Origin of the sequence: Nocardioides sp. NPDC057767, from assembly GCF_042798275.1 — a bacterium.
Lineage (GTDB): Bacteria > Actinomycetota > Actinomycetes > Propionibacteriales > Nocardioidaceae > Nocardioides.
Map to the genome: position 1 here is coordinate 1 of NZ_JBHVKJ010000008.1, position 12,979 is coordinate 12,979.

Sequence of the window (12,979 nt, forward strand, 5' to 3'; positions counted from 1 at the left end):
CTCGCCGGCGCCTCCGGCACCAAGGGCACCCTCGACCTCGAGACCGCCGACAAGCTCCTCGCCAAGATCGACGAGATCGCCGAGATCTTCTGGGCCACCAAGAAGGCCTGATGTAGGCACTCCTTCAGCGACCGTCCCGTCGCGCCCCACCTGGGGCGCGGCGGGACGTCTCATTTGGCCGGACGCACGATCCGTTCGTCGGGGATGACGGCGACGCCGAGGATCTCGATCATCGCCTCGGGCTGCCACAGCGCGGTCGTCCCGATCCCGGCCATCGCCGGGTAGACCGGCCCGGCCAGCTCGCGCCAGACGGCACCGATCTCCTTGCCGTGCGCCTGGTAGTCGGGGATGTCGGTCAGGAAGATCGTGATCGACACCAGGTCCTCAGGGATGCCGCCTGCCTCCTGCAGCGTGGTCAGTACGTTGCCGAACGCCTGTCGAAATTGCTCGACGATGCCTCCGGGGACGATCCGCATGTTCTCGTCCAGCGCGGTCTGGCCGCCGAGGTGGAGCGTGTTGCCGCTGAGCGTGCCGTGCGAGTAACCGCTCGGCGCAGGCAGTGCCGCAGGGTTGACCGGTACGGGCGTGAGGTCCGTGTTCATGGTTCGACGGTAGGGCATCTATTGACATCTCTACAACGTTCGTGCAGAAAATGAAACACATCCTGAAGCGCACAGACAGGACACCCCCATGGACCCCAATCCCGACAACTTCGTGCTCGAGGGCGACAACACCGCGTACGCCTCCGAGAACGGTCTCGTCGTCCCGGTCGTGACCCGCGCCGGCTTCGAGCCCGACCTGACCGGGCAGAGCGAGGGCGCGACCCGGATCAGCGGCGTGAGCATCCAGCACACGCCCGCGACCAAGCTGTGGTTCGGCAAGGTGCACAACCTCGCCGGCTACCGCTCCGTCCCCCATCACCACGGCGAGGCCGAGACCGGCGGCTACGTGCTCTCCGGCCGAGCCCGGATCTACTTCGGCGAGAAGTTCGAGGACTACATCGACATGTCCGAGGGCGACTGGGTGTTCGTGCCGCCGTTCATGCCGCACGTCGAGTGCAACCTCGACCGCAACCACCCGCTGACCTGGATGACCACCCGCACCCCGGAGAACATCGTCGTCAACCTCCCCCAGGTCGACGACGCCGACCTGCGCGACTGGGCGGACCGGCCATGACCGCCGCCACCTCCGAGACGTTCACCGACGCCGTCACCCTCAAGGAGTGCGAGGCGGAGGTCTTCGACCTCGCCTTCACCGCGACCACCCAGCCGTGCCCGTGGCCGAAGGCGTACGGCGGCGACATGGTCGCCCAGGCGCTGGTCGCCGCCTCCCGGTCGGTGACCGACGGCAAGGCGATGCACTCGATGCACTCCTACTTCATGCGCCCCGTCGACATCGGCGCCGAGGTCCGCTACGAGGTCGAGGTGCTGCGCGATGGCCGCGGCTACAGCACCCGCCAGGTCCGCGGCTTCCAGAACGGCAAACCCGTCTACGTGTGCCTGGCGAGCTTCGCCGCCGGCGAGCCGAGCGGCAGCTTCCAAGTCACGATGCCGGCCGACGTACCCGGTCCGGAGACCGTGCCGACCTCCGCGGCCTACCTCGCGGACCGCAGCGGCGGCACGATGACCGAGACCTCCAAGGCGTACTGGTCCGGCGGGCGCAGCTTCGACATGCGACACGTCCCGGGGCCGGTCTACCTGACCGTCGAGGGCGAACGATCGCCGCACCAGGCCATCTGGGTGAAGCCGTACGACGCCCTCCGCCCGGTCGAGGGGCTGACCGACGAGCAGCGCGACGCCGCGGCCCTCGCCTACGTCTGTGACTACACGATCCTCGAGCCCGCCCTGCGGGTGCTCGGACTGGCCTGGGCCGACGAGGGCCTGGTGACCGCGAGCCTCGACCATGCGATGTGGTTCCACCGGCCCGTCGCGATGGACGACTGGCTGCTCTACGCCCAGGACGCGGTCTCGGTCGAGGACGGTCGCGGCACCGGGATCGGCCGGTTCTTCACCACCGACGGCGTGCACGTCGCGACCGTCGTCCAGGAGGGCATGATCCGCGCGGCAGGAGCGGCGTCATGACCGAGCTGAGCCCGAGCGGCTACCAGGACACCTTCGCCCGCGACCACCTCCCGCCGGCCGAGCAGTGGCCGACACTCGAGTTCACCACTCCGCTCCTGGACTACCCCCAGCGCCTCAACGCGGCCACCGAGCTGATCGATGCCACCGTCGCGGCTCACGGCCCCGACCGCCCTGCCCTGCGCACCCCGGACGGCACGGTCTGGACCTACGGCGAACTGCTCACCCGCGCGAACCAGATCGCCCACGTGCTCGTCGACGACCTCGGTCTCGTCAGCGGCAACCGGGTGCTGCTGCGCTCCCCGAACAACCCGTGGACGGTGGCCGCCTGGCTCGGCGTGCTCAAGGCGGGCGGGATCGTGGTGACCACGATGGCGGCGCTCCGGGCCACCGAGCTCGGGCCGATCGTCGCGAAGACCCGGCCCGCGGTCGCGCTCGTCGACCACCGGTTCGTCGAGGACGTCCACGCGGTCCGGGACACCGTCGCGCCCGACCTCACCGTCGTGACCTACGGCGGCGAGGCGGAGGACGACCTGGCCCGCCGCATCCTGACCAAGCCCGGCGAGTTCACCGCGGTCGACACCGCGGCCGACGACGTCGCGCTGTTCGGGCCGACCTCGGGCACCACCGGCGTCCCGAAGATCACCACCCACTTCCACCGCGACATCCTCTCCATCGACAACACCTTCGGCCGGGCGACCCTGCGGCTGGAGCCGGCCGACGTGGTCGCGTGCACGGCACCGTTCGCGTTCACCTTCGGCCTCGGCATGCTGGTCGTCTTCACGCTTCGGGCCGGGGCCTGCGCTCTGCTCACCGAGGCCGCCTCACCCGTCCAGCTCGCCGACCTCATCGCCGAGCACGGCGTCACCGCGCTCGCGACCGCGCCGACGGCGTACAAGCAGATCCTCAAGTCCGGGAAGATCGGACAGCTCACCGGCCTGCGCGTCGCGGTCACCGCGGGCGAGCACATGCCCCAGGTGACCTGGGAGGACCTCGAGCGCGAGCTCGGGCTACGGGTCATCGACGGCATCGGTGCCACCGAGATGCTGCACATCTTCATCTCCGCCGCCGGCGACGAGATCCGCCCCGGCGCCACCGGCAAGCCGGTGCCCGGCTACCGCGCCACCGTCCTCGACGCCGAGGGCAACGAGGTCGGCCCCGGGGTCGAAGGACGCCTCGGGGTGATCGGCCCGGTCGGCTGCCGCTACCTCGACGACGAGCGCCAGCGCGGCTACGTCGTCAACGGCTGGAACGTCACCGGCGACACCTTCGTCCGCGACGAGGACGGCTACTACTGGTACCGCTCCCGCACCGACAACATGATCGTCTCCTCCGGCTACAACATCGCCGGACCCGAGGTCGAGGAGGCCCTGGGCACCCACCCGGACGTGGTGGAGGCCGGCGTCGTCGGCGGACCCGACGCGGACCGCGGCGCGATCGTGTGCGCCTTCGTGGTGCTCCGCGAGGGCGTCGACGGCGATGCCGCCAAGGCCGAGGAGATCCAGCAGTACGTCAAGGGGCGGCTCGCTCCCTACAAGTACCCGCGCCACGTCCGGTTCGTCGCGTCCCTGCCACGCAACACCAGCGGCAAGCTGCAGCACTTCAAGCTGCGCCAGATCATCGCCTCGGAGACCGGGACATGAGAATCGCGATCGTCGGCGGCGGGCCCGGCGGGCTCTACTTCGCCACCCTGATGAAGACCCTCGACCCGAGCCACGAGATCACGGTCTGGGAGCGCAACGCCCCCGACGACACCTTCGGCTTCGGCGTGGTCTTCTCCGACGAGACCCTCGGCAGCATCGAGGGCGCCGACCAGGTCGTGCACGACCGGATGGAGGAGCTGTTCGCCCGCTGGACCGACATCGACGTCGGTCTCACCGATCGTCACGGCGCGCGCCACTCCTTCACCGTCGGCGGGCAGGGTTTCGCAGCGATGTCGCGCAAGGACCTGCTCCAGATCCTGCAGGAGCGGGTCGCCGAGCTGGGCGTGACCGTCCACTTCCGCACCGCGGCCCCCGACCCCGACGAGCTGCGGGCCTCGTACGACCTGGTGCTGGCGGCGGACGGCGTCAACTCGGCCGTCCGGACCAAGTACGCCGACCGGTTCGGCCCCAGCCTGGACCGGCGGCGGAACAAGTACATCTGGTTCGGCACCGACCTGGTCTTCGAGGCCTTCCAGTTCTTCGTCAAGCAGACGGAGTGGGGCACGATGCAGATCCACGGCTACCCGTTCTCCGACCGCGGCTCGACGTTCATCGTGGAGATGCGCGAGGAGGTCTGGCGCCGCGCCGGCCTGGACCGCACCGAGGACCAGGTCCTCGCGCCGGGCTCCTCCGATGAGTACGCCGTCGAGCGGGTCGCCGAGATCTTCGCCGACGAGCTCCGCGGCCACGCGATCCTGACCAACAACTCGCGCTGGATCAGCTTCCAGACCGTACGCAACGAGCACTGGTCCGACGGCAACGTCGTGCTCCTCGGCGACGCCGCCCACACCGCCCACTTCTCGATCGGCTCGGGCACCAAGCTGGCCATGGAGGACGCCCTCGCGCTCGCCGTCTGCCTGCACGAGCACGCCTCTTTGGAGGAGGCGCTCGAGGCGTACCAGACCGAGCGGAAGCCGGTGGTCGAGTCGACCCAGCGGGCGGCCCAGGCCTCGCTGGAGTGGTTCGAGAACATCGACATGTACGCCGACCAGGACCCCGCCCAGTTCGTCTTCAACCTGCTGACCCGCTCCCGCCGGATCACCTTCGAGAACCTGAAGGAGCGCGACGCCGACTTCGCACGCCGGATGGAGGCGGAGTTCGCCCGCCACCAGGGCGCCCGCGAGGTCGCGCCGGCGATGTTCCAGCCGGTCAGGATCGGCGAGCTGGAGCTGAAGAACCGGATCATGCTCTCACCGATGGACATGTACTCCGCCGTGGACGGCCTACCTGACGATTTCCACCTGGTCCACCTCGGCTCGAAGGCGCTCGGTGGAGCCGGCCTGGTGATGACCGAGATGACCTGCGTCTCCCCCGAGGGCCGGATCACGCCCGGCTGCCCGGGCATCTGGACCGACGACCAGGGCACCCACTGGCGGCGGGTCACCGACTTCGTGCACCGCCACTCCACCGCCAAGATCGGCATGCAGCTGGGCCACTCGGGCCGCAAGGGCTCGACGAAGCTGATGTGGGAGGGGATGGACGAGCCGCTCGAGGACGGCAACTGGGAGGTGATCGGGCCCTCCCCGCTCCCCTACGGCGACGGCTGTCACGTCCCGCGCGAGGCGACGCGATCCGACCTGGACACGGTGGTCGCAGACTTCGTCGCCGCCGCCCGGCGCGCGGTCGAGGCCGGCTTCGACCTGATCGAGATCCACGCCGCACACGGCTACCTGCTCAGCTCGTTCCTCTCGCCTCTCGCAAACCACCGCGACGACGAGTACGGCGGGCCGCTCGTCAACCGCCTCCGGTTCCCCTTGGAGGTCTTCGACGCGGTCCGTACGACGGTGCCGGCCCACATCCCGGTGACGGTCCGGATCTCCGCGACCGACTGGATGCCCGACGGCAACACCGACGAGGATGCGGTGGAGATCGCCCGCGCGTTCGTCGAGCACGGCGCGGCCGCCATCGACGTCTCCTCCGGCCAGGTCAGCAAGGACGAGAAGCCGGCCTTCGGCCGCTCCTACCAGACCCCGTTCGCCGACAAGATCCGCCACCGCGTCGCCGAACCGGCCGGGTCCAAGGTGATCGCGGTGGGTGCCATCTCGTCCTACGACGACGTCAACTCGATCCTGCTCGCCGGTCGTGCCGACCTCTGCGCCCTCGGCCGCACCCATCTGTTCGACCCCAGCTGGACGCTGCACGCCGCCGCCGAGCAGGACTACCAGGGCGCGGCAGCGGACTGGCCGGTGCAGTGGGCGGCCGGGCGGCGCAAGCCACCGACGTCGCGCAGCGACAAGATCCCACCACGACTGCAGCTGCTCCGGGCCGGCGAGAGCGACGATGTCCACCTGAGGTGGACCCCCGGGAGGCCGGCGGAGAATCCGGCAGAATGCCGCAGGTGACCATGACGGAGGCTGCACCGGCAACACAGCAGAACCGACGATCGCGCACCACCATGGTGACCTTCCTCGGTGCTGTCGTCCGCCCGCTCGGGGACTGGATGCCGATCGCCGGCGCCGTCGATCTGCTCACCCAGGCCGGCCTGGACGCCCCCTCTGTACGCACCGCGGTCCACCGCCTCAAACGCAACGGCTGGCTCGCCTCGGAGACCCGCGACGGCACCCGCGGATACTCCCTCACCCCGACGGCGCTGACCACGCTCGCCGCCGGCGACGAGGTGATCTGGCACGCGCGCGAGCCCGCGAACCTGGCCGACGGCTGGTGCATCGTGCACTTCGGCGTACCGGAGTCGCTGCGCGCCAAGCGCCACCAGCTGCGTGCCCACCTCTCGCACCTCGGATTCGGCAACGTCGGCACCGCGCTCTGGATCGCGCCCGCGCGGATGCGCGAGGCGGCCGAGCGAGCGGTCACCGAGCTCGGGCTGGAGTCCTACGCGGCGATCTTCGTCGGTGGCTACCAGGGCACCCAGAACCTCACCGAGCTGCTCTACAACAGCTGGGACCTGGCAGCGATCGACCAGAGCTACCGCGACTTCATCACGGCCCACCGCGATCTCTCCGAGCGGATCGAGAGCGCCGCGCCGTCGGGACAGGAGGCGTTCGTGGCGTACCTCGGCGTCGTCGGGCGCTGGCGCAAGCTGCCCTTCCGCGATCCGGGTCTGCCCCACGAGGTGCTCGCTCCGGACTGGAGCGCGCCGACCGCGACCGCCCTGTTCGAGCGCCTCGTCGAGGTGCTCGAGAAGCCCGCGCTCGCGCATGCGAGCGCCCACTGGCCGCTCACCGTCCGGGAAGGAAGAGCATGAACACCGTCAGAAGGATCAGCGCTTTCGTGGGACGCTGGTTCGCCTTGATCGTCCTCGTCGCAGGCGCCATCGCGCTGGCCACCCCCAGCACCTTCGACGGGTGGGCGGCCCAGGTGCCCCTGCTTCTGCAGATCATCATGCTCGGGATGGGCATGACGCTGCGGCCCAGCGACTTCGCGATCATCGGTCGGCGGCCCTGGGCGCTTCTGCTGGGCGTCGCCGCGCAGTTCACCCTGATGCCGCTGATCGGCTGGAGCATCGCGCACCTGCTCGGCCTCTCCGCCGTGCTCAGCGCCGGCATGATCCTGGTGGGCTGCGCGCCCGGCGGCACCGCCTCCAACGTCATGGTGTTCCTCGCCCGCGGCGACACGGCGCTGTCGGTGGCGATGACCTCGGTGTCGACGCTGCTCGCCCCGGTGCTGACCCCGCTGCTCGTCCTGCTGCTGATCGGCGAGGACCTCCCGGTCTCCGCGAGCGAGCTGTTCCTCTCGATCGTGAAGATCGTGCTCGTACCGGTGCTGCTCGGCCTGATCCTCCGGCTGGTGTTTCCGCGTCTCATCGAGCGGGTCGTCGACCTGCTCCCCCTGATCTCCGTCGCCGGCATCACCGGTGTCGTGCTGGCTGTCGTGGCCGGCAGCGCGTCCACGTTGCTCTCCGTCGGGCTGCTGGTCGTCGCCGCCGTGGTGCTGCACAACCTCGCCGGCCTGACCCTCGGGTACGCCGTCGGGCGCCTGTGCGGCATGCCGGTCTCGAGCCGCCGCGCCATCAGCATCGAGGTCGGCATGCAGAACTCCGGCCTCGCCGCAGCCCTCGCGACGGTCCACTTCTCGCCCGCGGCCGCACTGCCGGCGGCGATCTTCTCGGTCTGGCACAACGTGTCCGGCTCGACCCTGGCGAGCTACTGGTCCCGCCGCCCCATCGAGCGCGAGAACGTCACCTCCAGCGACGCCTCAGGTGCCGCGATCACACCCTGAGCGGGCCGGCTCGCCTGGCTCGCCGCCCTGCGTCTCATCACCGGAGCGAACTGACTACCCTGACGCTGCTTCAATGCAACAGTGCTGGGACAAGACCGCCGCGCCTTCCACGGACGAGTCGTGGTCGCGGCGGCCGCTCCGCCCTGCGCGCCCTCCTTCCACTGCCCCCAGAGAGGGACCCACGATGCTCACTCACGACCTGGGTCGGCCAGCGTTACCGGTGGCCGAACGTCTCCGATTTCGGGAGATGACGACATCCGACCTCGACGACATCGCCTCTCTCCTGGGTGACGAGCGGGTCATGCGTTTCTATCCGCGGCCGAAGACCAGACCCGAGGCGCTTGCCTGGATTGAGTGGTCGCGCCGGAACTATGCACGCGATGGCTTCGGACTGTGGGTCATCGAGGATCTCGACGGCTCGTTCGTCGGGGACTGCGGCCTGACATGGCAGATGGTGGACGGGCAGGAGGAGCTCGAGGTGGGGTATCACATCGTGCCGGAACGACAGGGCGCGGGTCTGGCGACCGAGGGCGCCGCAGCTTGCCGCGATTTCGCGGCCGAACGTGGCATACCGCGACTGATCGCCATCACCAACCCTGAGAACGTGCCTTCGCAGAGGGTGGCCGAGAAGATCGGCATGACCTGGGAGCGATCGACGACAACACCCTCTGGGGTCGCCATCACCGTTCACGGTATGGGCCTGCATTCGACTCCAAGCGCGTCCACCGTGCTTCAGTGAGGTCTTGGGCGGGTGGTCACAGGCTCGCACTGGGACAGGCCCGGCGCGCGAGACCGGGCACAGGTGGTCGTCATCGCGTACCGAGCGGGTCTCGTCGACCAGTAGGCCGACGACAGTGCCCCCACAGTCGGACTGACGCACGCCCGGCCGACCGGTGATCGCCTGTAGGTCATGTCGCTGAACAGGTGCTCAGGGGTCGGCTCCTCGGGAGGGGGAGGCGTCAGATCGCGTCGGTGAGCGCAGCGAGTGCGGCCGCCTCGTAACGGCCGGCCAGCTCGCGTACCTCGGCGCTGGCCTTGGTCGGTGATCCGGCATCGAACGGCGGCTGGGGATCGTACTCGGTCCACAGCTGGACGGCCTCGGCCGTTCGGCGGTCGGCGATCAGCTCGACGAGCCGCAGAGCCATGTCGATGCCGCTGGAGACGCCGGCGGAGGTGATGACACGCGCGCCGAGGTGTTCCACGACTCGGTCGGGCCGTGCGACGGCTCCGTAGAGGGCGAGCTTGTCCAGGTGTCGGTAGTGGGTGGTGGCCGTGAGTCCCTCGAGAAGGCCGGCCGCGCCCAGGATCAGGGAACCCGAGCAGACCGAGGTCGTCCAGAGGGTGTCGGCGTGGACCTCGGCCAGCCAGCCAGGAATCGGCCCGGACAGAGCGGCGAGGGTGCCGGGCCCGCCCGGGACCACCACGACGTCAGGGCGGGGTACCTCGCCCAGCCCCAGGGCCGCCGTCAGGGTGAGGCTGGTCTGGTCGTCGACGATCGGGCCGGCCTGGGCGGCGACCAGGTCGACGCTGACCCCGGGCGTCATGGCGAGCATCTGGTAAGGCCCGACGACGTCCAGTGCGGTGAAGCCGTCGTAGAGCGGGATGGCGACGCGCGTGCTCATGGCCGACCGCCCTCTCCGGCGAGTCTCGGGTGCGCGCGGTGGCGCAGCAGTACCCCGAGCATCGCGACCATCATCACGACGTGGGCGAGGACCATGAACGCCATCGCTCCGATCAGCCCGGTCCACAACAACGGCACCAGCACCAGGGGTGCGTACATCGCCGCGCACATCTCGATGGTGCAGGCCGCTCCGTGGCCTCGGACCCACATCCAGAGGCCCATCCCGAGCGCCATGTCCGTGGCCATCAACGTGAACGACAGGCCCGGGCGGTCCATGAAGGGGACGGTCAGGCCGGCGAGACCTCGCAGTGCGCCGAACGCCAGCATGCCGGCGAACATCGCGGCGACCATCTCGAGGTAGTGGAAGCCAAGGCGCCAGGCCCGGCGACTCGGAGTAGCGGGAACCGGGCGATTGCTGGTGGAGGAGGTCATGCCGAGCACTGTGCGCCGTTGCGGGAGGCGTTCCCACAGCACACCAGACGGATGTCTCTATTCTTGGGAAACAAGTCTGTCAGACATGACTTGGGCTTCGCTCGGATGAGGTACGTTGGGCCCATGGGCGAGCGCCGGCGCGTGCTGATCGTGGGGTACCCTGCAGCCGAGCTGCTGGACATCGCGTGTGTGATGACGGCGCTGCAGCTGGCCAACGTTCGACACGGGTCCGAGCTCTACCGCCCCAGGCTCGCCTCGCCGGGGGGTATGCCGATCCGCACCGGCACCGGGCTGACCCTTGACGTCGACGTGACGCTCGAGAAGGCGCGCGGACCGCTCGACACCCTGGTCGTCTCAGGCGGGATCGGATACGTGGACGCGATGGACGACACGCGGCTCGTCGCCCACGTGCGGCGTCTGGGTCGCGTCTCGCGACGAGTGGCGTCGGTGTGCACCGGCGCGGGGGTGCTCGCAGCGACTGGCATGCTCGACGGCAGGCGGGTGGCGACCCATTGGGACCACGTCGACTTCCTGCGCCGGCGGTTCCCCGCAGTCAGGTTCGACCCGGACCCGATCTTCATCTCCGAAGACGGCGTGTGCACCTCCGCGGGCGTGACCTCGGCCCTGGACCTCACGCTGTCCTTCATCGAGGCAGACGCCGGGCCCGCGCTGGCCCGTGACGTGGCGCGGCAGCTGGTCACCTACCTGCAGCGGCCGGGCAACCAGGCCCAGATGAGCATGTTCACAGCCCCGCCGGCGGCGCGGCACGCCTTGGTTCAGGAGGCGCTGGACCACGTCGCCTCAAACCTGCGGGGTGACCTGTCGACCCCGACGCTCGCGCGACGGGCGGCCGTGAGCGAGCGACACCTGACCCGCCTGTTCCAGAGCGAGGTGGGACTGACACCGGGGCGTTACGTACGGAAGGCCCGGGTCGAGGCCGCGGCCCAACTGCTGGTCAGCTCCGCCCTGAGCATCAGCTCCATCGCGAGCCGCTGCGGCTTCGGCACCGTGGAGGCCCTGAGACAGGCCTTCGTGGCGGCCTACGGGGCTTCTCCCTCGCGCTACCGGGCAACTCAGACATCGACCGGCATAGGCCATACGGGCGTCAGATGTGTCCAGCCATCAGGTCGACAGCAGGCGGCTGATCGGTAGCTACCGGACGGCGGCGCGGGAGCACCCATCGCCAAGACGTGACGTCTCGTCTTGATAGTCCGAGGCATGCCCGCCGGCTCTCCCGTCAGACCCCGGGCGACCCGCGCGTAGGCCTCCGGCGCTAACCAGGACTCGGGATGGCCAGCGTGGCCGTGTACATCTTGGGGCACGTGCTTCCCGAGCAGGCGCGGTACTTCGCGTCGAGTGCTCTCAGATGGGCCACGACGTCGGTGTACCTCGGGTCCCCGGCCAGGTTGCGGGTCTCGTACGGGTCGACGGCACGGTCGTAGAGAACGGGCACGCCGCTCGCGGTGAGGGTGATGTAGGTGTAGCGCCCGTAGCGGATGCCGCGGTACTTGCTCGTCGTCCCGCCCAGGGTCGGCCAGGCGGCGACCGGGATCGGCCGGTAGAGCGTCTTGCCGGCCTTCACGCTCGACGCGAGCACCCGGGTGATGTCGACGCCGTCCTGGGTACGCCCCGGCGTCGCCCGCCCGAGCGTGGCAATCGTGGTCGCTATGTCGGGGTTGCCGACCGCGGACCCGACCTTGGTGTTCTTCGGGATCCCCGGGCCGACCATGATCAGCGGGATCCGCATCGACTGCGAGGACTCCCAGAGCTTGCCCTGCCGGTTGTGGTGACCGGTGGTGTAGCCGTTGTCGCCGGAGAAGATGATGACGGTACGCCCGTACTGCCCGCTGTTCTTCAGGTGGGCGATCGTGCGGGCGACCGCCCGGTCGACGGACTGCGCCGCCTCGATGCGCTGCTGGTAGACGTAGCGCATGACCCGCTTCTGCGCCGTCGTGTAGGGCTTCCCGGCCGTGACCTGGCCCGGACCGGCGTAGAACATGTCGGGCGTCTTCGGCAGCTCGAGGCTGCTGAAGCGGCCCTTGTCCACACCCATCGGCCGGGTGTTCTCCAGCCACAGCGAGGGCTGGTCGGGATAGCGCTTCTTCGGGTCGCTGGCCTCGACCGGGCCGCCGGCATGTGGCGCCACGTAGTTGACCCACAGGAACCACGGCTTCTTGCCACCGACGTTGGTCCCGGCGTGCTTGATCATCCTGATGCTGCGGTTCTGCAGAGCGACCGAGCTGTAGAGCCCCGGCGACTGGATCGTCCCGTTGCTGTTGAACTTCGGGCTCAACAGGTTGTAGGTCGACGGATCGATCGTCGCCTGCCAGTCGTCCCACCCCGGCTCGCCACTGGAGTAGCGCTCCGAGCCCTTGCCGTAGTTGTTGAGGTACTTCCCGAGGAACATCGTGCGATAGCCGGCGTTGTCCATCCACACCGGGAGCGTGTTCCGCCGCCCGGTGAAGCCCGCATAGCCGCCGTTGGTCCCCGAGATCGACCAGTTCTTGTGGTTGTGCGCGTACTTCCCGGTCAACAGGCTCGCCCGCGCCGGCACGCACAACGGCGTCGGCGCCACCCCGTCGGTGAACGTCGTCCCCTGCTGCACCAGCAGCCTCTGCACGTTCGGCATGTACCTGATGTCGGTTGCCGCCAGGTCGTCGACGTTGATCATCAGCACGCTCGGACGCCCCGACTCCAACCGCCCTGGGAGCGCGGCCGCCTCTGCCGTCGACGCCGGACCGCACAACATCCCGACGGTGCTCGCCACCGCCACGGTGGCGATCGCCACCCGCCCGCGCCGAGCACCACCCGCGCGCGCCTCAGCCGCCGCACCAGGCGACAGTCTCCGGAAGGTGGCAGCAACCATGCGATGGCATGGGAGGTTCAACGAGACTCCTGGCAGTGAATCGGACAGCTGGAACGCTTCTCCGATCCCGAGCCGGCAAGCAACGCAAAATGTAGCCCCCCGG

General features: G+C 69.5%; 12 protein-coding genes. 8 read left to right on the forward strand and 4 right to left on the reverse strand.

All coding sequences use genetic code 11. The features are described from left to right. Window positions 1–170: 170 nt before the first annotated feature. Window positions 171–602 carry a RidA family protein gene (locus ACFVDI_RS06050; protein WP_378901688.1) on the reverse strand — a complete coding sequence of 144 codons (432 nt, stop codon included), beginning with the start codon at window positions 600–602 and terminating at the stop codon, window positions 171–173. A gap of 88 nt (window positions 603–690) precedes the next feature. Between ACFVDI_RS06050 and ACFVDI_RS06055 the strand changes: the two genes are divergently transcribed. From ACFVDI_RS06055 to ACFVDI_RS06085, 7 genes are all read left to right on the forward strand, one after another. Next, complete coding sequence (locus ACFVDI_RS06055; protein WP_378901691.1) at window positions 691–1,176, forward strand: cupin domain-containing protein; 486 nt, start codon at window positions 691–693, stop codon at window positions 1,174–1,176. Further along, window positions 1,173–2,081, forward strand: a complete 909-nt coding sequence (locus tag ACFVDI_RS06060; protein ID WP_378901694.1) for an acyl-CoA thioesterase — start codon at window positions 1,173–1,175, stop codon at window positions 2,079–2,081. Before ACFVDI_RS06055 ends, ACFVDI_RS06060 begins: the two co-directional genes overlap by 4 nt. Next, window positions 2,078–3,721 carry an AMP-binding protein gene (locus tag ACFVDI_RS06065; RefSeq protein WP_378901697.1) on the forward strand — a complete coding sequence of 548 codons (1,644 nt, stop codon included), beginning with the start codon at window positions 2,078–2,080 and terminating at the stop codon, window positions 3,719–3,721. Before ACFVDI_RS06060 ends, ACFVDI_RS06065 begins: the two co-directional genes overlap by 4 nt. Next, entirely contained in the window at window positions 3,718–6,123 is a 2,406-nt protein-coding gene (locus ACFVDI_RS06070) for a bifunctional salicylyl-CoA 5-hydroxylase/oxidoreductase (RefSeq protein WP_378901700.1), read from the forward strand. Before ACFVDI_RS06065 ends, ACFVDI_RS06070 begins: the two co-directional genes overlap by 4 nt. Before the next feature lie 2 nt (window positions 6,124–6,125). Continuing rightward, the gene (locus tag ACFVDI_RS06075; RefSeq protein WP_378901864.1) at window positions 6,126–6,983 is read left to right on the forward strand and encodes a PaaX family transcriptional regulator C-terminal domain-containing protein; all 858 of its coding nucleotides are present in this window, start codon (window positions 6,126–6,128) and stop codon (window positions 6,981–6,983) included. After that, window positions 6,980–7,957, forward strand: coding sequence for a bile acid:sodium symporter family protein (locus tag ACFVDI_RS06080; protein ID WP_378901703.1), 978 nt, complete (start codon window positions 6,980–6,982; stop codon window positions 7,955–7,957). Before ACFVDI_RS06075 ends, ACFVDI_RS06080 begins: the two co-directional genes overlap by 4 nt. Before the next feature lie 184 nt (window positions 7,958–8,141). Further along, a complete protein-coding gene (locus ACFVDI_RS06085; RefSeq protein WP_378901706.1) occupies window positions 8,142–8,696 on the forward strand; it encodes a GNAT family N-acetyltransferase in 555 nt (184 codons plus the stop codon). Between the two features lie 220 nt (window positions 8,697–8,916). Here the strand turns inward: ACFVDI_RS06085 and ACFVDI_RS06090 are convergent, their stop codons facing one another. Continuing rightward, window positions 8,917–9,579 (reverse strand): DJ-1/PfpI family protein, encoded by a 663-nt coding sequence (locus ACFVDI_RS06090; RefSeq protein ID WP_378901709.1) that lies wholly within the window; start codon window positions 9,577–9,579, stop codon window positions 8,917–8,919. Further along, window positions 9,576–10,010, reverse strand: coding sequence for a hypothetical protein (locus tag ACFVDI_RS06095; RefSeq protein WP_378901712.1), 435 nt, complete (start codon window positions 10,008–10,010; stop codon window positions 9,576–9,578). The genes ACFVDI_RS06090 and ACFVDI_RS06095 overlap by 4 nt, the downstream gene beginning before the upstream one ends. A gap of 123 nt (window positions 10,011–10,133) precedes the next feature. Between ACFVDI_RS06095 and ACFVDI_RS06100 the strand changes: the two genes are divergently transcribed. Beyond that, complete coding sequence (locus ACFVDI_RS06100) at window positions 10,134–11,162, forward strand: GlxA family transcriptional regulator (RefSeq protein ID WP_378901715.1); 1,029 nt, start codon at window positions 10,134–10,136, stop codon at window positions 11,160–11,162. A gap of 121 nt (window positions 11,163–11,283) precedes the next feature. On the opposite strand, the gene ACFVDI_RS06105 is transcribed toward ACFVDI_RS06100, so the two are convergent. Continuing rightward, window positions 11,284–12,876, reverse strand: coding sequence for a sulfatase-like hydrolase/transferase (locus ACFVDI_RS06105; protein WP_378901718.1), 1,593 nt, complete (start codon window positions 12,874–12,876; stop codon window positions 11,284–11,286). Window positions 12,877–12,979: the final 103 nt, after the last annotated feature.